The 21,834-nt window shown below is 46.3% G+C and carries 18 protein-coding genes; 11 read left to right on the forward strand and 7 right to left on the reverse strand.

Annotated features, from left to right (window positions below; genetic code table 11):
• Window positions 1-48 precede the first annotated feature (48 nt).
• The gene (gene dsbC / locus CA267_RS05500) at window positions 49-765 is read right to left on the reverse strand and encodes a bifunctional protein-disulfide isomerase/oxidoreductase DsbC (RefSeq protein ID WP_075608420.1); all 717 of its coding nucleotides are present in this window, start codon (window positions 763-765) and stop codon (window positions 49-51) included.
• A gap of 152 nt (window positions 766-917) precedes the next feature.
• A complete protein-coding gene (djlA, locus tag CA267_RS05505; protein ID WP_075608419.1) occupies window positions 918-1,787 on the reverse strand; it encodes a co-chaperone DjlA in 870 nt (289 codons plus the stop codon).
• Window positions 1,788-2,252: 465 nt separating this feature from the next.
• On the opposite strand from djlA, the gene lptD reads away from it, so the two are divergent.
• From lptD to CA267_RS05550, 9 genes are all read left to right on the forward strand, one after another.
• Entirely contained in the window at window positions 2,253-4,499 is a 2,247-nt protein-coding gene (lptD, locus tag CA267_RS05510) for an LPS assembly protein LptD (RefSeq protein WP_075608418.1), read from the forward strand.
• Window positions 4,500-4,558: 59 nt separating this feature from the next.
• Window positions 4,559-5,839 (forward strand): peptidylprolyl isomerase SurA, encoded by a 1,281-nt coding sequence (gene surA, locus CA267_RS05515; RefSeq protein ID WP_075608417.1) that lies wholly within the window; start codon window positions 4,559-4,561, stop codon window positions 5,837-5,839.
• A gap of 22 nt (window positions 5,840-5,861) precedes the next feature.
• A complete protein-coding gene (gene pdxA / locus CA267_RS05520; protein WP_075608416.1) occupies window positions 5,862-6,845 on the forward strand; it encodes a 4-hydroxythreonine-4-phosphate dehydrogenase PdxA in 984 nt (327 codons plus the stop codon).
• Window positions 6,842-7,675, forward strand: coding sequence for a 16S rRNA (adenine(1518)-N(6)/adenine(1519)-N(6))-dimethyltransferase RsmA (gene rsmA, locus CA267_RS05525; protein WP_075608415.1), 834 nt, complete (start codon window positions 6,842-6,844; stop codon window positions 7,673-7,675). Before pdxA ends, rsmA begins: the two co-directional genes overlap by 4 nt.
• Window positions 7,668-8,042 (forward strand): Co2+/Mg2+ efflux protein ApaG, encoded by a 375-nt coding sequence (gene apaG, locus CA267_RS05530; protein ID WP_075608414.1) that lies wholly within the window; start codon window positions 7,668-7,670, stop codon window positions 8,040-8,042. Before rsmA ends, apaG begins: the two co-directional genes overlap by 8 nt.
• A 35-nt stretch (window positions 8,043-8,077) precedes the next feature.
• Window positions 8,078-8,899, forward strand: a complete 822-nt coding sequence (locus CA267_RS05535; RefSeq protein ID WP_075608413.1) for a symmetrical bis(5'-nucleosyl)-tetraphosphatase — start codon at window positions 8,078-8,080, stop codon at window positions 8,897-8,899.
• Window positions 8,900-9,193: 294 nt separating this feature from the next.
• Entirely contained in the window at window positions 9,194-11,218 is a 2,025-nt protein-coding gene (locus tag CA267_RS05540) for a methyl-accepting chemotaxis protein (protein WP_075608412.1), read from the forward strand.
• A gap of 232 nt (window positions 11,219-11,450) precedes the next feature.
• The gene (locus CA267_RS05545; RefSeq protein WP_075608411.1) at window positions 11,451-11,672 is read left to right on the forward strand and encodes a hypervirulence associated TUDOR domain-containing protein; all 222 of its coding nucleotides are present in this window, start codon (window positions 11,451-11,453) and stop codon (window positions 11,670-11,672) included.
• Between the two features lie 149 nt (window positions 11,673-11,821).
• On the forward strand, window positions 11,822-13,432 hold the full coding sequence (locus CA267_RS05550) for a diguanylate cyclase (RefSeq protein ID WP_075608410.1): 1,611 nt from the start codon (window positions 11,822-11,824) through the stop codon (window positions 13,430-13,432).
• Between the two features lie 42 nt (window positions 13,433-13,474).
• Here the strand turns inward: CA267_RS05550 and lysC are convergent, their stop codons facing one another.
• The 4 genes from lysC to CA267_RS05570 form a co-directional block, all read right to left on the reverse strand.
• A complete protein-coding gene (gene lysC / locus CA267_RS05555) occupies window positions 13,475-14,824 on the reverse strand; it encodes a lysine-sensitive aspartokinase 3 (RefSeq protein ID WP_075608409.1) in 1,350 nt (449 codons plus the stop codon).
• 51 nt (window positions 14,825-14,875) lie between these two features.
• Window positions 14,876-15,325, reverse strand: a complete 450-nt coding sequence (locus CA267_RS05560) for a DUF192 domain-containing protein (RefSeq protein ID WP_075608408.1) — start codon at window positions 15,323-15,325, stop codon at window positions 14,876-14,878.
• A gap of 97 nt (window positions 15,326-15,422) precedes the next feature.
• Complete coding sequence (gene acnB / locus CA267_RS05565) at window positions 15,423-18,035, reverse strand: bifunctional aconitate hydratase 2/2-methylisocitrate dehydratase (protein ID WP_075608407.1); 2,613 nt, start codon at window positions 18,033-18,035, stop codon at window positions 15,423-15,425.
• A 175-nt stretch (window positions 18,036-18,210) separates the two neighbouring features.
• Window positions 18,211-19,302 (reverse strand): PQQ-dependent sugar dehydrogenase, encoded by a 1,092-nt coding sequence (locus CA267_RS05570; protein ID WP_075608406.1) that lies wholly within the window; start codon window positions 19,300-19,302, stop codon window positions 18,211-18,213.
• An 83-nt stretch (window positions 19,303-19,385) separates the two neighbouring features.
• Between CA267_RS05570 and CA267_RS05575 the strand changes: the two genes are divergently transcribed.
• Both CA267_RS05575 and CA267_RS05580 read left to right on the forward strand, forming a co-directional pair.
• The gene (locus CA267_RS05575; protein WP_232367602.1) at window positions 19,386-19,820 is read left to right on the forward strand and encodes a hypothetical protein; all 435 of its coding nucleotides are present in this window, start codon (window positions 19,386-19,388) and stop codon (window positions 19,818-19,820) included.
• A gap of 91 nt (window positions 19,821-19,911) precedes the next feature.
• The gene (locus CA267_RS05580) at window positions 19,912-20,454 is read left to right on the forward strand and encodes a hydrolase (RefSeq protein WP_075608404.1); all 543 of its coding nucleotides are present in this window, start codon (window positions 19,912-19,914) and stop codon (window positions 20,452-20,454) included.
• A 39-nt stretch (window positions 20,455-20,493) separates the two neighbouring features.
• On the opposite strand, the gene CA267_RS05585 is transcribed toward CA267_RS05580, so the two are convergent.
• Entirely contained in the window at window positions 20,494-21,624 is a 1,131-nt protein-coding gene (locus CA267_RS05585) for a TonB family protein (protein WP_075608403.1), read from the reverse strand.
• Window positions 21,625-21,834: the final 210 nt, after the last annotated feature.

Raw genomic sequence — 21,834 nt, forward strand, 5'->3', positions numbered from 1 at the left:
AGAACAACGCCGCCAACCCTGAGAGCCGGCAGCTTGATTGAAGAATTATCAGCTTGACTGCTCGAGGGCATCAATTAGCACCTTGGCGGGCTGATAGCCGGGAATCATGGTCCCGTCTTCCAAAATAATGTTAGGTGTACCGTTCACACCGACCTGCTGACCGAATTGATATTGCTGCGCCACTTTATTTTTACAGTTGGCAATTTTCACATCTTCACCGTTTTTCGCTTCGGTTAATGCTTTTTTCGGATCTGCGGCACACCATACCGACACCATATCCAAATAATTCTGACTATTTAAACCGCTACGAGGAAACGCCAGGTATCTGACAGTAATCCCATTCTTATTTAGCTGGCCCACTTCACTGTGAAGTTTCCGGCAATAGCCGCAGGTAATATCAGTAAATACCGTCAGCACATGCTTTTCGTCTTTCGCCTTAAATTCGATAGCAGATGACGCGAATTCCTCTACTCCCTGCCGACGCATTTCAGAAAGTGCGGTTTCTGTTTCGTTGCGCATGCCTTCGTCAATATTAAATACCCGCGCCTGTAATAAATATTGCCCGTTTTCACTGATATAAAACAAACCTTGACTGGTATTCACCTGCAATAAACCTTTAACAGGAGAATCAGCAACGCTGCTTACTTCCAGACCCAGCGTATTTTCCACCTTGGCTTTAATGTCTACTGGAGCATCTGCCGCTTGCAGCGCAAAGATACTAAAAAGTCCTAACATCAATACTGATGTTCTGAAAAGTTGTTTCATTACCTCAACTCCTAATTACTGCTTTAGCTGGTTTGAACCCGCCAACTCAGTAAACAAATTTGTTAATTAACGCTAATAATATCACAGTGACCTGGCATGAGCAGGCATAACCATCCAGCCCTGGCGCAATTCGGCGTATTTTTTATTCCGCCCTAGATGCCTCGCTTCTCTTTAATAAGTTCGTAAGCTGCCTGTATGTCCTGCGCTTTGCCCTTGGCAATTTCCAGCGCTTGTTGCGGCAGACCTTTTGAAATCAATTTATCCGGATGATGTTCAGCCATACGTTTACGGTAGGCTCTTTTTATCGTTTTATCATCGTCGGCAGCATTTACACCCAGAATTTGATAAGCATCGTCCAAGGTTTGGGTGGCTGAATAAGATGATGTGCGCTGACGCTGCTGTCCTTGCCTGTCACCACGTTGGTGGCCCGAACCCTGCGCGTATTCCCGCTGACGAAAACGTATTTCCGCTTCATAGGCTGAAATGAGATAATCCAGATCCTGGCGTTTAAACCCAAGTGGACGGGCTACCTTTTCCAACACTTTATACTCTTGTGGAGAGATTTTTCCGTCGGCAAAGGCGGCTTGAATGAGAATCTCCAAAAACACCTGAAGAATATCGCGGCGTCCATGCGACGCTTCATAGAGACCTTTTAAAGTTTCCACAACCGGAAAATCATGCGACTTGCCTTCGCGAAACGCTTGCTGCGCTTCTTTTCTCGCATCGCCCGTTAAGCGCATATCATCCATTAGCGCAGTGGCAATCTGAATCTCTCTTTCTGTTACCTGGCCATCTGATTTTGCCAGATGTCCTAGTGAGGCAAACAGGCTATGGAAAAAAATTGCCTGTTGCTTTAACGCCGATTGATCAGTAAAAAATCGACCAAAGCCACCCAGTTGGCTAAAATCCTGCGAATACGCCCGGTCAAAAAAGTGACCGACAATGAGGCCTAAAATGGCACCAGGTATTTTTAGGAACATGAAACCAAAAAGAAAACCGAGGATTTTTCCCCAAAATCGCATGTTGGAGTCTCCATAGAACGGATATGTGTTGCACTATACCTTTTGATAACCCGGCTGAGAAGCGACTGTGCTTATCAACTTTTTCCGCTGAAATTATTGATCCCACGACTTTTCGTTGCTCAGGCAAAGCCATATCAGGTGGCAGAACAAACAGATATAGTGCTAAGCCACGATTTTTAAAGGTGAGAATCCAGAAACGTTGTAAAAGGCACATTCGCCAGGGTTATTGTTGAAATTTCACCCAACCGTGAGGCGCGTTAAGGTCTTTTTCTAATTTTTTAGCGTTAGCGGTTGGTTATTGGGAAATAAGTGCTTAGAATTAACGCTTTACTATATCGCCTATAGCCGCCGTTTAGCGAGTAGAACATTAACCAGAACACAGTACTTTAATTTACATATTTACCTGCTTCGAAAGGTGTATGTACCCAAGACTGTTACGCAACACAACAGGCCCTTCACCATCGCATGAAAAAGACCTGCGCATCCTTTTTGGTCCTTGCATTGAGCTGGCAATACGCTCAAGCGCAACAGGCACAGACTGCTGAAAATTCTGACACCGGTAACGCCATGGGTTTTTGTTCAGTTGCGCCAGTACGGTTTTCCAGCACTAAGCTTATGCCTGCTGGTCAGGTGAAGGTTGAAGCTGATCGCGCTGAAATTATTGAGAAACGGGTAGCCTCTTTTGTCGGTAATGTGGATATTATCTCTGATCGCGCCACCATTCAGGCGCGACAAGCGGAAGTAAAAGATAACGGTCGCCAGTTACATGCGCAAGGCGACGTAGTGTATCAGGACGAACAAATGCGGGTTAGCAGTGATTCCGTTGACGTCAATTCGCTGGCCCAAACCCTGGATATGGAAAATACACAGTACCAATTAAACGGCTCAAACGGACATGGGACAGCTGAAAGTATTAATCTGAGTAGTGAGGCAGGCGCCATTCTTGATGGCGTGAGTTTTACTACCTGTCCACCAGGTGAAGAAGATTGGATGATTCGCGCCTCTGAAATCAGCGTTCGTCGCGGAACCTTTTGGGGTCAGGCAAAGCATACCCGTTTCTATGTCGGCGACGTGCCCGTTTTTTATCTGCCCTATTTTGCATTTCCTATCAGTAATCAGCGACAAACAGGGCTGCTGTTTCCCGAACTGACCAGTTCCAGTACAACCGGCGTCGATTTTACCCAACCGTTTTATTGGAATATGGCGCCCAACTACGATATGACTATTGCGCCACGTTACATGACAAAGCGCGGCGTACAACTGCAAACGGAATTCCGCTACTTGACGCAAAGCAGCTATAGCCAGATTGATGTTGAATATTTGCCAAACGACAACGATATGGCCGCGGACACCGACCGGTATTTTTATCGACTGGTACACGAAGGCGAGCTAAATGAAAGCTGGTTGATGAACGTTGAGCTTAACGGCATCAGTGATGACAATTACTTTGTGGATTTAGGGTCTGAATTTTATAATCGTGCCGATACCCACCTCTCTCGTACCGCGGGGCTGAATTATTTTTCTGATAATTTGCTGTTTAACGTTAATGTGCGAGATTTTGTCACGATTGGCGATCAGCAATCTGCCTATCGTGCACTGCCTGAAGCGCAGCTAAATTACGTAAAGAAGCTGGGAAGTTTACTGCAGTTTAAACTGGATTCTGAACTCGCTTATTTTGACACCTCCGAAAGCGAACAGCCTACAGCAGTCCGTTGGCACGTTGCTCCTACCATTGCCATACCTTACCAACGACATTGGGGTGAGTTAACGGCCGAAGCCTCTTTGCTGAATACCTATTATCAACAGGATAATATCGAAGGTACTGAACTTGAAGAGGAAGTGAACCGGACTCTGGGACAGGCAAGGCTTTTCGGTGCACTTTATTTTGAGCGGGATGAAGCCTGGTTTGATGACAATATGCGCATGACCTTGGAACCCAAAATCCAATATTTATATACTTCCTATGAAGACCAGTCGAATATCGGGATGTACGATTCAACGCCGTTGCTTATTGATGTTGAAGGCTTATTCCGCGGGCAGGAATTTACGGGCCTTGACCGTATCAGTGATAATAACCAAATCACCCTGGGCGTCACTTCCCGTACGATTGATAGTGCCAATAGGGAACGATTTGTTATAAGTTTGGGTCAGATATTCTACCTTGAGAGAAATCGGGTTATTGCGGCAAGTAAGGAAGTCGACCGTTCGGCGTTGGCAGCCGAGTTCAATTGGCGGATGAACGACCGTTGGTATTTCCATAGCGATGTGCAGGTGACAACACAGACAGATAAAGTGGAACGAAGCAGCGTAACCTTGGAATATCGTAAAAATCAAGACAGCCTGGTTCAGCTTACTCATCGTTATGTGCGGGAACTGTCAGGCGAAACGATTGACCAAGTAGGGTTATCTGCAAGTTGGCCCATTTCGAAAAACTGGCAGTGGGTTGGCAGAACCTATCGGGATATCGAACGCAATCGAAGTGTTGAATCTTACTTTGGGTTGCAGTATGAGTCCTGCTGCTGGGCAATTCAGGTTATCGCCCAGCGCCATCTTAGCAACCGGTACACCGCAGCAGGCCTGCAGTCGACGGATGATTATGATTCAGGCGTAGCATTACAATTTATATTCAAAGGAATTGGCTCAAGCCGTTCTAGCCGCCGCATGCTGGAAGATGGTATGTTTGGCTACCGGCAGCCTTATAGTTTAAATTAGCGTATTGCGCCTGTTTTGGTGAACAACGCGCACAGAATTAATCAAAAAAAAGAGAGATTATGAAGTTCATTATCCGGGCCATCTGTTTAAGTGCCCTTTTATCTTTTACGAGTTGGGCGCAACAAGTTCCTCTAGACCGCGTGGCGGTGATTGTTGATCAGGGTGTTATTCTGGAAAGTGAAATCCAGGCTCTGATCGACGAAGTTAAGCGTAATGCTGAGACAAACGATCAATCGCTTCCTTCTGATCGTGCACTTCGTACGCAAGCGATTGAACGCTTGATACTGAAAAGTCTGCAAATGCAGATGGCTGAGCGCATGGGCATACAGGTTAGCGATCCGCAACTGGAGCAAACTATCGCGAATATTGCCGCTAGTCAGGATGCTTCCGTCGCAGACTTACGTCAGGAATTAGCGAGAGAAGGCGTAAGTTACGATGACTATCGTGAAGATGTGCGTGAAGAGCTTATTGTGGGAGAAGTTCGCCGCGCGAACGTACGCCGCCGAATTTACATCACGCCTCAGGAGATCGAAAGCCTGGTTAAGCTCATGGACGAACAAGGTGCAGAACAGGCTGAGTATGATTTAGGTCATATTCTGATAGGTCTTCCTTCTGAACCCACCGACGCCGACGTTGCTGATGCCCGCGACCGCGCAGATAAAGTTATTGAATTACTAAAAGGCGGCTCCGATTTTGCCAAAATCGCCATTGCCTCTTCCTCCGGCTCTGAAGCTCTTGAAGGTGGAGATATGGGCTGGTTGAACATTAATTCCATGCCCACTCTTTTTGCTGAAGCAGTACAAGGTAAAGAGAAAGGTGAGTTAATTGGCCCTATTCGTAGCGGTGCTGGGTTTCATATACTAAAAATTCAAGATACCCGCGGCATTGAAAAAGTCACCATAGAAGAAGTTAATGCACGTCATATTCTTATTAAACCGTCCATCATCCTAAGTGAAGATAAAGCTAAGAAAATGCTGGAAGACTTCAAGAAACAGATTGATGCCGGAGAGGCTAAGTTTGCTGATTTGGCGAAAGAACATTCTGAAGATCCCGGCTCTGCATTGAAGGGTGGAGAGTTAGGTTGGGCGGATCCGAACCTCTATGTTCCTGCATTTAAAAATGCACTAGCGCAGCTTCAGCCCAATGAATACAGTGCACCTATACGTTCGACTCACGGTTGGCATCTTATCCAGCTGTTAGACCGGCGGTTCGACGATGCGACTGAAAAGAAAAAAGAAGATAAAGCGTCTCAGTTGCTCTTTAACCGTAAGTTTCAAGAAGAGACCGAAACCTGGCTGCGAGAAATGCGCGACGCTGCCTATATAGAAGTACTGGAATAACTGACTGAACGGGCAAGTGTAAATGACTCCACTGAGAATAGCCGTTACGCCCGGTGAACCTGCGGGTATCGGGCCGGATCTTATTATTACCCTTGCGCAGGAGCAGTGGGATGCGCAGCTCGTTGTGTTTGCTGATGCAGATGTAATGCGAACGCGAGCCAGGCAGCTTGGCCTGCCGCTGACGCTTATTCCTTTTAGCGTCGATAATCCGCAGATACAGCAGCCGGGTGAACTGTATATCCAACAAGTAAATGCGATTGTGGATGTGGTACCCGGCGAGCTTAATAGCGACAATGGCCGTTATGTTGTGGAAACATTGCGTTTGGCCTGTCAGGCAAATATGGACGCCACTTTTGCCGCGGTCGTTACCGGGCCTGTACACAAAGGAATAATAAATAAATCAGGAGTGTCATTTAGCGGTCATACCGAATTTTTTGCACATCAGTCGAATACAATTGATGTAGTGATGTTATTGGCCACGGAAGGGCTGAATGTGGCGCTGGCGACTACCCATATTCCGCTTGAATATGTTTCAAGAGCCATCACGCCTGAACGCCTTCATAAAGTCATCCATATTATCAATACGGACCTGAAGTTAAAATTCGGTATCGCTGAGCCTCATATCTTCGTTTGTGGCTTAAATCCACACGCGGGTGAAGGAGGACACATTGGCAAAGAAGAAATTGAAACCATTATTCCGGCGCTGGATGCATTGCGCGAAGAAGGGATTCAAATAACAGGCCCGTTACCGGCTGATACCATATTCCAGCCAAAATATCTGAAAGACGCAGATGTAGTGCTGGCTATGTATCACGATCAAGGGTTACCCGTATTAAAATACAAAGGCTTTGGTGCTGCTGTAAACATTACGCTTGGGCTACCGTTTATCCGTACTTCTGTTGACCACGGCACAGCCGTTGAGCTTGCCGGCACCGGCGAAGCAGACGCAGGAAGTTTTCGTAAAGCCTTACAAAAAGCCATAGAATTAGCGAATCGCCATCAATGAGTAAAACACATTTAGGTCATACCGCCCGTAAACGGTTTGGCCAGAACTTTCTCCATGACGAGTATGTCATTGATAAAATCGTCAGCGCTATCAATCCAACAAACGAACAGAATTTAGTGGAAATCGGCCCTGGCCTTGGCGCGTTAACCGATCCTGTTTGCGAGCGCATTGATAAACTCACTGTCATTGAGCTGGATAGAGATTTAGCAAAGCGGTTGCGTCACCACCCTTTCAATGCTGAGAAATTGACGGTCATTGAGCAAGATGCGCTTGCACTGGATTTCTCTTCTCTCAAAGAGCATCTGCCGCATCCACAAAAACCGTTACGGGTGTTTGGCAATTTACCCTATAATATTTCCACGCCGCTGATGTTTCATCTTTTTACATTTTCGAATCTCATCAGCGATATGCATTTTATGCTGCAAAAGGAAGTGGTAAACCGGCTTGCTGCAGTACCGGGAAACAAGAACTTTGGCCGCCTTTCGGTAATGGCGCAGTATTATTGCTCTGTCATTCCAGTGCTAAGCGTGCCGCCTGATGCTTTTAAACCGCCTCCCAAAGTAGACTCTGCGGTAGTGCGTCTGGTACCCCATGCAAGCCCGCCGGTAGAGGTAGCTTCCGCTCATACTTTGGAACGAGTATGTGCCATGGCGTTTAACCAGCGGCGTAAAACTATCCGCAACAGCCTCAAAGATTGCATGACAGAAGCGCAGATCTCTTTGCTGGGATTGGATCCCACTGCTCGCGCAGAAACACTTTCTTTAGCAGATTTTGCGAGTATTGCTAATGTGGTATACGAACAGGAAAATCTTCAAAATCCCGATGAATGATCCCGCAATCGCAATTAATGTTAGCACTCGGTATTTAGCAAATCATCCCCTTGATGAACCAGATAAGTACCCTTTTGCGTATCAAATTACAATTGTAAATAATTCTAATGAAACGGTGCAGTTGATAAACCGGTGTTGGTTGATCACAGATGGCAACGGCAAAACTTCGGAAGTACAAGGTAGTGGAGTGGTAGGTAAACAACCGACTCTGGCGCCCGGCGAAGATTTTCAGTATTCCAGTGGTGCCATCATTGATACGCCGGTTGGCAGTATGCAAGGTTTCTATGAGATGAAAAAAGCGGATGGCAGTATGTTTAAAGTAAACATCAACGTATTTCGTCTTGCGGTTCCACACGCCGTTAACTGATCCTCTTCCATTCATTCCCCTACGCAGGAGCTTTTATGCCAGAATCGCAAACTTTGGTTGTTGGTGACATCCAAGGCTGCTATACCGGACTGATGAGATTGCTTGAAAAAGCAAATTTTGATCCAAAACGGGATCGTCTCTATGCCGTAGGAGATCTGGTAGCAAGGGGTGAAGATTCGCTGGAAACGGTCAAGTATCTGATGGAACTGGGGGATCGCTTTGCCAGCGTGCAGGGCAACCATGACCTGCATCTTCTTGCCGTTGCTCTGGGTATTAAGAATAGCAAAAAGAAAGATAAGCTTGGCCCGCTATTATCGAGTAAAATATTGCCAGACATCATCGATTGGTTTCGCCAGTTTCCGCTGGCGCTAGCTATTGATGACAATCACACTTTGGTACACGCTGGCCTTTACCCCGGATGGTCGACCTCCCGCCTTCTTGCCTATAGTGGTGAAGTGAGCCAAGTGCTCCAAGCTTCCAACTGGAAGAATCTGTTAAGCGATATGTATGGGTCCAGCCCCCGTAAGTGGAAAGATGAGCTCACTGGCACCAAGCGCTTACGCTTTATCATCAACGCTGCCACACGAATGCGTTTTTTAACCGACGATAGAAAGCTTGATTTTGATTCTAAGGGTACGCCAGAAGAAACAAACAAAAGTTTAAAGCCATGGTTTGCTATTGAAAATCCGCACCTGCAAACAGACGAAAAGATTATTTTCGGCCACTGGGCTGCGTTAAACGGCAAAACGCAATCGTCGCAGTTTATTGCACTGGATACCGGCTATGTGTGGGGCCAAACTATGACAGCACTGCGGTTAGAAGACAATGCCATTATTAAAGTAGAAGCAAAGGGTTAGCGCCCTTTTTCTCGCGATAACTCCGCATCGATATAAGTTAGGTAATGTTGGCCTCCTGCTCTCCTTCCCATGTCGTCTTGGTGTCTATATTCTGCTCGACATGGTAAAAAAGTATGCACTCTTACACTAAAGTATCGCCTCACATTGACGATAAAATGTATTAGTGGTTGTATACTCATTCACTTACAAGAGCTATTTTCTTTAATTCAAATGTGGTTCTGGTAAATTTTGCCAGAATTCGTAGATTATTTTTTATACCCATAAGAATAAAAATCATAAAAATCAGGAGTTTCGATGAAAGTTACGGTGGCAATGCGCATTATCGGTGGGTTTCTTACCATCAGCCTTCTATTGATTATTATCAGTATTTCGTCTCTTTACAATCTGAACTCTGTGGGCTCTGCCACCGATGAGGTTAATAAGCTAGCCATTCCCACGTTATCGGGTAGTAATGCTTTAAAAGCGAATTTTTTGAATATGGGCCGTTTAACGTTTGAAGCCTATATTGAAGAAGACTTGCAAGGTTTAGAAGCGAAACAAGCAAGCTTTAACCAGAGCAAAAGCAACTTTGAGCAGGAATATAATAACCTTGAGCAAGTGGTAACTGACGACGAAGAATTACAGAAAAAGTTAGCTAACGTAAAAGCAGCGTACGAGCAGTATGTTGCGAATGTTGACGATATGTATGCCAGTCACCGCAACTATATGCAGATGCGTAACACCATTCAAGCTCGATTAGGCGTTGCAGAAGACAGCGCCGATGATGCCTCTACCTATTTACTTGATTTTTCCGATTTGGATGCCGTTCAAACCAATCCTGCGCTGCAAGAAGCTGCTGCAGTTGGAAGCAAATTGGAAACCTCGCTACTCTCTTTACTCACAGTTTCTTCCGAATACATTAAAACGCAAACCATGGTCCGTGCGCAGACGCTGGGCAACGAAGTAGATTTGGTTGTCGCTAATGTCGCCGAGCAACTTTCTAACATGTTAAGAGTTGCCAATAATCAAGATACCTCAGGCACTTTGGAAGATATAAACGGATTAGTCGGTGAAGCATTAAATGCTATTACCGCCGTGGATGGAGTTAAGCAACTACATGTTGAACGTCTCGGGTTTCGGAATGCTTCTGAGCAGGCGCTTAATCGTTCTGATGAAAACATTAAAGAAGCCGTGATTGACTTGGAAGCGCTTTTGCAACTGGCTAACCAGCGCGCCAATGATATCGACAATCAGGTAAGTGAGAAAGTATCTACAGGCAACATGGTGGTAATTGTTGTGGTATTGGTTTCGCTGGCAATTGCAGCAGGTATTGGTTATTTCACTGTTATTGCTATTACTCGTCCACTTAATCGCGTAAATCAATTATTAAACGTAGCATCATCTGGCGATCTGACGCACCGTTTAGATGATTCAGCCGCCGATGAGTTTGGTCAATTAGCGCGTAACTGCAATAAGTTAATTGGTAACCTGAAATCGCTTATTACCGGAATTAATACACGGGCCGAGCAGCTGGCCGCCGCTTCAGAACAAACGTCTACGGTTACTGCACAAACCACGCATTCTATTCAGGATCAGAAGTCGCAAATTGCTCAGGTGGCGACTGCCACTACAGAAATGCATTCCACCTCACAACTGGTTATGCATAATGCAGAAGATACACTTAACCAAATTCGACACGCTGATGCTGAGGCGAAAAACGTTCGTCAAATCTCTATTGAAAACAGAAATACCATTGAAGTGTTGGCCAGAGATGTTGAAGAAGCCGCTATGGTTATTAACAAGCTTCATCAAGACAGCGCCAGTATCGGCGGGATCCTGGATGTTATTCGCGGCGTAGCGGATCAAACCAATCTGTTAGCACTGAACGCTGCTATTGAAGCTGCGCGCGCAGGGGAACAAGGCCGGGGATTTGCCGTAGTAGCCGACGAAGTAAGAACGCTGGCTAGTCGTACGCAGCAGTCGACCCAGGAAATCAATGCGATGATCGAAGTGTTGCAAGCGGGTGCAGAAAAAGCGGTATCGGTAATGAATCAAGGGAAGGATCAGACGGCGTTATGTGTTGCACAGACAGAAAAAGCTACGGAAGCTTTAGATATTATTTCTGAAGCCGTGCATAAAGCGCACGATGTCAGCTCGCAAATTGAACAGTCAGCACGAGAGCAAAATACGGTGTCTCAGGAAATAAGTGAAAAGCTCGAAACAATTGTGGGCATCGCGGAAGAAACCACCTCGGGCGCGCAACAGACTTCAGATTCTAGCCAGGAAGTGGCTCGATTAGCAGAAGAACTGCAGCAGTCTATTCGTCAATTTAAAGTGTAGTAACCTGCTCTTTAGCTAAACCGGGCTCTGCCCGGTTTTTTTATGGTCATTAATCCAGGCATTTCATCCTCACGTACTAAATTAAAACTAATATTAGTCCGCTTTGACGTGTGCTCACGAGAATTTTTCATCTTTTGACAATTCAATTTTGTGAAGGTTTATTAGGGCTAAATTGAACGCATTAGGCGCAGCTCAATAGTTGAAAAATTGGCGAAGGTAGAGGAGAGTTAAAATGAGCAAAGCTTATCAAAAGAACGCCAAAGTGAAATGGGCATGGGGTCAAGGAGAAGGAACCGGCTTTATCCATGAGGTGTACCAAGAGCGAGTCACTAAAACCCTTAAAGGGAGTGAGGTTACTCGCAACGCAAGTTCAGATAATCCGGCATATCTTATTGAGCAGGAAGACGGGAGCAAGATTTTAAAAAGCCATTCCGAACTAAGTACGTGCAATTGATTTCCGGCTCGCTTTTGTTTAAGCCCAAAGCAGCGAAGTTAAGATCTGGCTATCTGCCAAACATTACTGCATCTCACCAGAACCCATATATAATTACTCATACCGTCACCCTTTAGGGTTCGCCCACGATGAGTGTATGACGATTGGCTATGTTATCGAAAAATAATTTACGTTTTCAACTTTTCTTTGCTGTTCTTTTTGCCTGTGTATCCATCTTGGCAGCGCAAACGCTCATCCGCCAATTCTGGACATTACCTGCTTTTGAGGCCATGGCTGCGCATAACGATCTATTGGATTTAAAAAGGGTCGAAAGCCAGCTTACTCAAGAAATCACCTCACTGAAAAACCTTGTCTATGACAATGCTGTGTGGGATAAAATTTATCAGGCTTCGGCAGAACGCGACGTAAACTGGTTCCAGGAGACCTTTTTCATACCGGAGTCGTTTCAACACTTAGGGATTAATGGCTGGTATTTCTATGACATTAAGGGAGCCCCTATTGCTGGTTTTAGTACTGAACATGCAACTGCTGAGTTGAAAGTGCCCTTTTTTGAAAGCAGCAGGTCATCCGAATTAAGCGATATTCTGATTTCGCCAGAGTCAGTCCGCCAAAATGGTCTAATGCCAGTATCAAAAATTGGTTTTATCGACATATTAGATATGCCAGCGGTAGTGGTTTCCCACAGTATTGCTCCGTCTGGCGCAAAGGGAAATTCCCATGGCACTGCCGTGTTATGGCGATACATGGATGAAAGGTTTATCGAAACGCTAACGCCTGGTATCCCCGGAGACATTCAACTACATACAGGAGAAGAGGTGCGGCAACTGGCTCCTTACTTTACGATGGTGTTTGGTGAAGGGGTTCCCAATCAGGCTGTGCCTTTTCAAAATCGGCTTTATATCGGTATACAAAATACGCAAGGGACGCCGGTTTTTGCCGTATCCGTTGCCATCCGGGAACGTCCTTTTGACAGCGCTCTGTTCGACGCCTCCCTGATAAGCGGTATTGTTATTTCCATCACTATTTTGACTCTGTTCTACATGTTTATGCACTTTCAGCTGCTACGGCCACTGGAGCGGTTATTAGATACCGTCTGTCTCGCCACGCGAAGCAGAGACTTTTCTATACGTAGTGGTATGCAGGGACGCAATGAGATTTTCAAGCTGGGGCGTCGTATAGATGATTTGTTTGCGCTAATTGGTAAACAGCGTAGCGAGCTGGTGGCGAGAAACCAGGAACTTCAGAGGATAAGTAATACCGACCCACTAACAGGGCTGGCGAATCGGCGTTACCTTGACCAATATTTGCAAACTCTTGCCAGTCATGCGTCTACGGAGTCTCGTCCGCTGGCTTTATTAGTAATGGATATCGATTATTTTAAAGCCTATAACGATCACTACGGCCATAGCCGGGGCGATCAGGTATTAAAGCAGGTTTCATCTCTATTGCAGCAGTCTACCCACAGCGCAACCGACCTGGTAAGTCGCTATGGCGGCGAAGAATTCGTAGTGGTACTTCAGAACACTGCCGAAGATGAAGCGGTAAAAGTTGCAGAAAATCTTTGCGTGGCAGTGAGAGCCGCCAAAATACATCACGAATCAGCCATTGGTGTAGATATTCTTACTTTATCAGTCGGTGTGGCAGGAAAACCTCCTGGTACGCCACTACAAGCAGAGAAACTATTCGACCAGGCAGATGCTGCTCTTTATGCTGCTAAGCGCGCGGGTAGAAATCGTGTGGAAGTTGCACCAGGTATTTGATTGGAGAAATCGGGCAGCAAAAGCTGCCCGTCAATGTAAAGGTTATTCAAATAAAGCTTGGTGTAGCTGCGTAACAATTTCCGAGCTATTCTCTTCATTCACCAGAAACGACATATTGTGGGGGTTTGCGCCAAAGCAAATCATGCGTAAATTGTAATCGGCAACTGCAGCAAAAATCTTGCTCGACACGCCTTTCGCGCTCTGCATATGGTTACCTACTACAGTTACCAGGTCGTAACCATGCTCAACTTTCACATCACAGATGGTTTCCAGTTCAGCGATGGTTTCTTTGTTGAGACGCTGGGCTACAGAATTGGCGGGATTGTCTAAAGTAAAAGACACCGAGATTTCCGATGTGGTAACTAAATCCACGCTAAGCTTATGTTTAGCAATAATCGCAAAAACCTGTTGCAGAAAGCCTTGTGCATACATCATTTTCGGCGTTTTTACCGTTACCATGACTTGTTCTTTACGGCGGGTAATTGCCCGATACGCAGGTTCATGTTCACAATCCCGAACTATCCAGGTTCCGCCCTTTTCCGGCTCTTTGCTTGAACCCACAAAAACTTTTATATCCTGTCTTAGCGCTGGCTCCATCGTGGCCGGATGCAAGACTTTAGCGCCAAAAGTCGCCATTTCAGCGGCTTCTTCGAAACTCAGTTCAGGTAATGGTTTGGCCGCCGGGGTAATTCTGGGGTCGGTTGTGTAAACGCCGATAACGTCAGTCCATATTTCGCATACATCCCCTTTTAATGCTTCTGCCAGCAAAGCAGCGGTGAAGTCAGAACCGCCTCGTCCTAACGTGGTAGTACGTCCTTCGGCATCGGCACCCACGAACCCCTGAGTTACCACAATGGCGTTGGCTATTTCCGGCCGTAACAGGGCTTCTGCCTGTTCAGCAATAATCTCCAGTTGAGGCGCCGCCGCACCAAATTCGCTGTCGGTTCGAAGTACCTTACGAACGTCGAAATTCAAGGTTTGCACATTTTCTTCAGCCAACACAGCGCTGAACAGCAGTGACGACATCCGTTCACCCATAGAAAGCAACTGATCTTTTAAATCGTTGCGGTGCAAAATTTCCTCATGTAGCGCTAAAGCGCGCAGCTCATCAATAAGTTCATTTAGCTTTGGCTCAACGGAAGCTTTATCTTTAAGTTCGGCGAATATAGCCATTTCAATATCGATAATTGACTGGCACGTGCTGGTAATTTGTTCCTGCGTCATAGGGGTATGAGCAAGACTCACCAGCAAATTAGTCACACCTGCTGCAGCACTGACCACAACAATCCGCGTACTGTCGTTACTGCCAACAATTCGAGCGCAATTTTGCATTGCTTTGTAGTTAGCTACACTGGTACCGCCAAATTTGGCAATGGTTAAAGCATTTTTCACGGTTATCTCCGATTTCGGCCTGGCAACACTGCGTTAGCAGCGGGCCAAACGCTATGGATTAACAATAATTTGGTCACCGACTTTGATGTTGTGTTCGGCAAACCAACCCTGGTTCATCTCGAGCGCGTACGTCACCATTTTAGAGGCTCCCACTGAAGTTAAGTCGTGGGGCTGTAATGGTTTTATGTCAGTAATCACGCCATTTCTGTCGAAAAATGCTACATCCAAGGGAATAAATGTGTTTTTCATCCACATACTGGCTTGTTTAGGTGGAGAAAAATAAAATAACATGCCGCAATCAGCACATAAAGATTTACGAAACATCAAGCCCTGCGCTCGCTGTTCGAAATGTTTTGCATATTCTAATTTGTATTCATTGCCTTTTATAGCAATGGTCACTTCGTCAAAACTGACGCTTTCATCGCTGGCAATGCATGTGCTGGTAACGGCTAAGCTCATTGAGGTGATAACTACCGCAGCAAAGGTCTGTAGAACCTTCATTCCATTTATCCTTTTAATAACGTAAGTGTAAACAAAGTAACAAGTATAAAAAAAGCCGGACCCTTACGGTGCCCGGCTTGCTAGTTTATACGCCAAGTCAGGCAACATTCAACGTTGGAATGATCTTAGCTTTAGCATCATCTTCCGCTTTCTTAAAACTTTCGATTTTATCGAAGTTTAAATAGCGGTAAACATCTGCCGACATAGAGTCTATTTTACTGGCATATTCCATGTATTCAGCCGCAGTAGGAATACGGCCAATGATAGCGCCTACAGCCGCCAGCTCAGCAGAGGTTAAATAGACGTTCGCACCGTCTCCCAGGCGATTCGGGAAGTTACGCGTAGAGGTAGACAGCACTGTTGCGCCCGCGTCTACTCGCGCCTGGTTCCCCATGCACAGTGAACATCCCGGCATTTCAGTACGTACACCTACACGGCCATAGATGTTGTAATACCCTTCTTCCATCAACTGCGCTTTATCCATCTTGGTGGGAGGAGAAATCCACAACCGGGTTGGTAAGGTCTTACCAAACTGATCCAGCAACTTGCCTGCTGCACGGAAATGGCCGATGTTAGTCATACAAGAGCCAATGAAAACTTCATCTACTTTGTCGCCAGCAACATCAGACAAGGTTTTTGCATCATCTGGGTCGTTAGGACAACAAACGATCGGTTCTTTAATTTCGCTAAGATCGATTTCAATCACTTCAGCGTATTCGGCATCTGCATCCGCTTCCATCAGCTCCGGATTAGCCAGCCACTCTTCCATCTTCTGTGCGCGGCGTTCCAGTGTACGCGGATCGCCATAGCCTTCGTTAATCATCCAGCGAAGCATGGTGATATTAGAATTGAGATATTCTGCCACAGATTCTTTAGACAACTTAATAGTACAGCCGGCAGCGGAACGTTCGGCAGAGGCATCAGACAACTCAAATGCCTGCTCAGCGGTCAAGTGCTCAAGACCTTCAATTTCCAGAATACGGCCAGAAAACGCATTAATCTTGCCTTTTTTCTCTACGGTTAACAGACCTTGTTTAATGCCGTAAAGCGGAATGGCATGTACCAGATCCCGTAACGTAATTCCCGGCTGCATTTTGCCTTTAAAGCGCACCAGAATAGATTCAGGCATATCAAGAGGCATTACGCCAGTGGCTGCCGCAAACGCTACTAATCCAGAGCCTGCCGGGAAAGAAATCCCTAACGGAAAACGAGTATGTGAATCGCCGCCAGTTCCTACGGTATCGGGCAGAAGCATACGGTTTAACCAGGAGTGAATGATGCCATCACCCGGACGTAAGCTTACGCCACCACGATTCATAATAAAATCAGGCAGGGTATGCTGCGTTTCAATATCCACCGGCTTAGGGTAAGCCGCGGTATGACAGAAAGACTGCATAGTAAGGTCAGCGGTAAAACCTAAACAGGCCAAATCTTTCAGTTCATCACGAGTCATAGGACCTGTGGTGTCCTGAGAACCTACAGTGGTCATTTTCGGTTCGCAGTAAGTCCCTGGACGCATGCCTTCCACGCCACAGGCTTTTCCAACCATCTTCTGCGCGAGCGTATAGCCTTTGCCGGTATCTTTTGGTTGCTCAGGCTTACGGAAAAGATCTGTCGGACCCATGGCCAACGCTTCACGCGCTTTGTCGGTCAATGCCCGGCCGATAATCAGATTAATCCGACCACCAGCGCGAACTTCATCCAGGATCACTTTGGACTTGTAGCTATACTCTGACAGCACTTCGCCAGTTTCGTGATTGGTAATTTTGCCTTCAAAGGGATAGATATCGATGATATCACCCATTTCCATTTTTTCGACGTCAGCTTCAAATACCAACGCGCCAGCATCTTCCATGGTGTTAAAGAAAATTGGTGCGACTTTACTGCCGATACACACACCGCCACCACGCTTATTAGGCACACCAGGCAAGTCTTCGCCAAAGAACCAAAGAACGGAATTGGTCGCTGATTTACGTGAAGAGCCGGTTCCTACCACATCGCCCACGAAAGCCACTGGATAGCCTCTGCTTTTGACTTCTTCAATCTGCGTCATCGGTCCTTTTACGCCAGGCTCATCGGGTTCTAAACCTTCGCGAGCCATTTTATAAGCGGCTAACGCATGCAAAGGAATATCCGGACGTGACCACGCATCAGGTGCCGGAGACAAATCGTCAGTATTGGTTTCACCGGTCACTTTGAACACGGAATAGGTGATTTTGTCTTCCATCTTATTCCGTGACGTGAACCACTCACCTTCCGCCCAGGATTTAATGACGTCGGTAGCAACCTGATTACCCGCTTTATGCTTTTCTTCTACATCGTGGAACGCATCAAACATCAGCAAGGTATGCTTTAATTCTTTGGCGGCTATTGGCGCTAGCTTTTCGTCGTCCAACAGTTCTACAAGAGTGACGATGTTATAGCCGCCGTGCATGTTGCCCAGCAACTCAATCGCTTTTTCTCTGCTGATCAGCGGGCACGCGTCTTCGCCTTTTGCCACTGCGCTCAGAAAGCCGGCTTTAACATAAGCGGCTTCGTCAACACCAGGAGGAACGCGTTCAGAAATTAGTTCCAGCAGGTATTCTTCTTCACCAGCCGGAGGATTTTTGAGTAATTCCACCAAACCTGCGACCTGTTCTGCGTTTAGTGGTTTAGGAGGGATCCCTTCTGCAGCACGTTCATCTACGTGTTTGCGATAATCTTCTAACACGACTTCTTCCTCATGGTTATTCCCGCCGATAACGGTCTTGTGGCAGGAAGTAATTAATTGCCGGAATTATAACGGTTTGTTTGCTGAAATTACATTCCCTTGCACTTTCATTCAGTGATAGCCGGTATTCAGCCAGTCTATCTGCATATTGTCCTAATGCTACTTTCTGCAATCCCTATTTAGGTTGCACCTTCAGCAAAGCAGCTTTATGACCATTGGTTAATATATAAACCGCACCATCCTGGCCTACTGCTACGTCCCGCAGACGCTGTTTAATAGTAGCAAATATCCGTGTGGTAACGGGGGGCGTTGCGGATAAATTCACTGCATACACTGCCTCGTTTTTAAGCGTAGAAACCAGCAACTGATCGCGAAGCGCCGAAAATAACACATTGGTATATAGCGTCATTCCTGAAGGCGCTATTGATGGTGTCCAGTCTACCACAGGCTGTCGCATATCAGCATACTGTGTAAAGGGAGATATTTTGGCACCCGAATAATCCAATCCTTGTGTTATGACAGGCCAGCCGTAGTTCTCGCCCGCTTCGATAATATTTATTTCATCGCCTCCGTCAGGGCCATGTTCATGTTCGATGATACGGCCGTTTTCTTCGTCAACCACAAGACCTTGGGGATTACGATGTCCGTATGAATAAACATAAGGCGCGTCAGGAAACGGGTTATCCACCGGCGCCCTGCCATCTTCGCGAAAGCGTAAAATCTTGCCCAACTGACTGTGTCGTAGTTGCGCCTGCTCCCGATAATCAAAGCCATCTCCCACTGTTACCAGCCAGGTGCCATCGTTTAATACGGCTAAACGGCCGCCGAAATGAACGGGTGTGCCTTTCATAGGTTCGACGGCCAGAATCAGTTTTATATCTTTCAACTGATCCTCTTCCAACCTTGCGGTTGCCACTGCCAATCGATTGTTGTCTGCATTCCCTTGTGCAAAAGAAAATAAAACGCGATGGGACATGGAATAGTCCTGCGTGAGCGCAATGTCCAGCAGTCCGCCCTGCCCAGCCACATACAGCTGAGGCAAATCAAGTTGCTGACGATTAAGCTGCCCATCCTTTCCCACAAATACCAGCGATCCTGACATTTCCGTTACGACCCAGCGGCCATCGGGCAGTTCCACCATCGTCCAGGGATCGTGCAGATTTTCTACGACCTTAGAAACCTGATAGTCTTCCTGCGCTGCTACTGCTAGCGGCAAGAGCAACAACAGGAACATCCGCCGGAACCAGCTACGGGGAAATCTCTTCATAAAGAACGCTTTACCATAAATGTACTTGAGATACCTACCCTAGCATGAAATGATGGAACGGTAGAATATGCAGAGAAATTCAGTTGAGAAAAATACTCCCTTTTTTAAAAGCTCTGGTTGTTGGTTGGTTGGTGACGTACTTTTTTGCCAGCGTTTTTCACACTCAGTCGGTGCTATCCGGGCTCGTTGCCATCGGTGTCGAAATTCCCTTAGCTGATCGACTGGCAACGACTGCCTATGATATCTGGGGACTGTTGCCCACTTATGGCAGTGCAATATTAGGCGCTATTTTCATTTCAATGCTAATTGCGGTTATCTTAAACCTGTGGCTGAAAGCGCCTATAGCATTAGGTGCAGTAGCAGGAGCCACCGCGTTGCTGGTAACATTGCTGGCTATGCAACCCATCATGCATGTTACGCTTATTGCGGGTGCCCGAGGTCCGATAGGCATTGCGCTACAATGTATCGCAGGCGCAATCGGCGGAGCTGCTTTTATGTGGCGTTATCAACATAAATAATCCTATCTTACTTTACCGCCAATGCTGTTTATTACTGTAACTTGCCATTATAAGCTACGCTGAACATATCAATACTCACGCGGAGCTATAAATGCTGGACAAGTCTCACACTGGTCTTCTCATTATTGACGTACAAGGCAAACTCGCGACGCTGGTGAACAACAGTGAAGCCATGATTGCGCATATCGCAGCATTAGGCGAAGCCGCAGTACTGCTCGACTTACCTGTTATCGTACTGGAACAAAATCCTGAAAAATTGGGTAACACAGTGGCGCAGATTAGCAGTATCACTCAGGCAAAAACCCTTTCTAAATGTACCTTTAACGCCTGTGAATCGCAGAATTTTGTTGACGCAATGACAGCAGCAAATCGGCAGAACTGGTTAGTCTGTGGTATTGAAACTCATATATGTGTTTATCAAACCGTGTTGGGATTAGCAGAGCGAGGGTATCATCCGGAAGTGGTAGTTGATGCCGTGGGTTCGCGCAACCCAATCAATAAACAAATGGCTATTGATAAGATGGCGCGAAGTGGTATTGCCATCACCTCATTCGAGATGTGTCTGTACGAACTGATAAAAGACTGTCGCGACGACGTCTTCAAATCGATTTTGTCACTGGTAAAAAGATTTTAAGCGAGCTTCACCAAGCTTCAGACTGCTAAACAATAAGCCCTAGTGGTACGATACTTTAAAATCTAGCTGTACAACGTTATCTTCCGCTGGCACTGGTTTGCCATTCTCGAATTTTGGCGCATAACGCCATTGTTCCAAGGCTTGAAGACTCGCGTTTTTAAACTGGCTTGCCCCCTCCGCCTCCAATACCTCAGGGTTACGCACAAAACCTTGCTCGTCGATATTGAATTTGAGTCTGACGTAACCGCTAATACTGTGCCTCAGAGCATGTTGGGGATACACCGGGTTTTTGCGGTACAGCGGCGTAGGCTCCTGATTCTCTTCCCATGGCGTCATTTTGCCAATTGCAACGCAGTGTTGGGTTGCTTTCTCTGACTCTCCTTCCTGCTCATACAAATTCACCAGTTTTGCATGTGAAGCTAAAGCATAGGGATGAGAAAAGCTCACATTGTTATCGAAAGCTTGGGCTACTTCTTCATATCTTTCAATGGCAGCATAGCGGTTGCGACTTACAGCAAGCACCGCGCCTTGAATAAATTTTACCTCCAGAGTACGAACGGCAAATGTTCCTGCGATGTCCTCGACATGTTTAACAGCTTGCTCCATGAACTGGGACGCGGTTGAGGCATAGACAGGTAAATTACCCTCACGGCTAAGCGCTCGGCTGCCTTGATAATAAAGACGCGCCGCCAAATCCGGATCTTGATGCTCCTCAAGAACATCATCCGTATCCATAATAACCCGCTTTAAAAATTTTTGGCGCAATTTGCTATAGTCAGCCTGTGGTTGAGAAGGCGCTTCCTGCAAGGCCAATATGGTATCTACATAAAACGTAAATAATTCAGGGGACTCATACCCGTACAGATCTTCGTACTGCTCGGCGACCTGCTCAAACACTTCAGTTGCTTGTTCATATTTCTTATTAGCAGTTAATGCGTTGGCATAGTTATAGGTAAGGTTAGCGGTATTTTCACTGTCCTTGCCGAATTTGACCTGGCCTAACGCCAGAGCCTTTTTTGCCAGTGTCTCTCTGGCATCGGTATCATCTTGGCCAAGCGAACTTTCGTAGGCGTGATAAACGTCTGAAAAGGTATCTTCTTTAGCGTCAGCCAAGAGAGTAAATGAGCTGGCAGCCATAACTACACAGAAAGAAATAAGAGAAGGTCGCATGCAATACTCCATTTGCTGCTGAAAATGTATACTTAACCCCAACTCGCGATACGCCGCGCCGCTCAATAACGATCTTTTTGCGCCTGGCAGCGTTGCGCTTTCTAATCATAGCTGGCTATGACGTACGAAATCCCGCCTTGCTATGCGCAAAAATCTCATCATCGAGCCAATATTAGCTTAAGAACAATCGACAGCTATATCTAAAATCCT

Source organism: Alteromonas pelagimontana (genome assembly GCF_002499975.2).
Classification (GTDB): domain Bacteria; phylum Pseudomonadota; class Gammaproteobacteria; order Enterobacterales; family Alteromonadaceae; genus Alteromonas; species Alteromonas pelagimontana.

Coding starts and splice junctions, on each gene's coding strand:
- dsbC (WP_075608420.1), bottom strand. CDS start 765: ATGAAACAACTTTTCAGAACATCAGTATTGATGTTAGGACTTTTTAGT.
- djlA (WP_075608419.1), bottom strand. CDS start 1,787: ATGCGATTTTGGGGAAAAATCCTCGGTTTTCTTTTTGGTTTCATGTTC.
- lptD (WP_075608418.1), top strand. CDS start 2,253: ATGAAAAAGACCTGCGCATCCTTTTTGGTCCTTGCATTGAGCTGGCAA.
- surA (WP_075608417.1), top strand. CDS start 4,559: ATGAAGTTCATTATCCGGGCCATCTGTTTAAGTGCCCTTTTATCTTTT.
- pdxA (WP_075608416.1), top strand. CDS start 5,862: ATGACTCCACTGAGAATAGCCGTTACGCCCGGTGAACCTGCGGGTATC.
- rsmA (WP_075608415.1), top strand. CDS start 6,842: ATGAGTAAAACACATTTAGGTCATACCGCCCGTAAACGGTTTGGCCAG.
- apaG (WP_075608414.1), top strand. CDS start 7,668: ATGAATGATCCCGCAATCGCAATTAATGTTAGCACTCGGTATTTAGCA.
- CA267_RS05535 (WP_075608413.1), top strand. CDS start 8,078: ATGCCAGAATCGCAAACTTTGGTTGTTGGTGACATCCAAGGCTGCTAT.
- CA267_RS05540 (WP_075608412.1), top strand. CDS start 9,194: ATGAAAGTTACGGTGGCAATGCGCATTATCGGTGGGTTTCTTACCATC.
- CA267_RS05545 (WP_075608411.1), top strand. CDS start 11,451: ATGAGCAAAGCTTATCAAAAGAACGCCAAAGTGAAATGGGCATGGGGT.
- CA267_RS05550 (WP_075608410.1), top strand. CDS start 11,822: ATGTTATCGAAAAATAATTTACGTTTTCAACTTTTCTTTGCTGTTCTT.
- CA267_RS05560 (WP_075608408.1), bottom strand. CDS start 15,325: ATGAAGGTTCTACAGACCTTTGCTGCGGTAGTTATCACCTCAATGAGC.
- CA267_RS05570 (WP_075608406.1), bottom strand. CDS start 19,302: ATGAAGAGATTTCCCCGTAGCTGGTTCCGGCGGATGTTCCTGTTGTTG.
- CA267_RS05580 (WP_075608404.1), top strand. CDS start 19,912: ATGCTGGACAAGTCTCACACTGGTCTTCTCATTATTGACGTACAAGGC.
- CA267_RS05585 (WP_075608403.1), bottom strand. CDS start 21,624: ATGCGACCTTCTCTTATTTCTTTCTGTGTAGTTATGGCTGCCAGCTCA.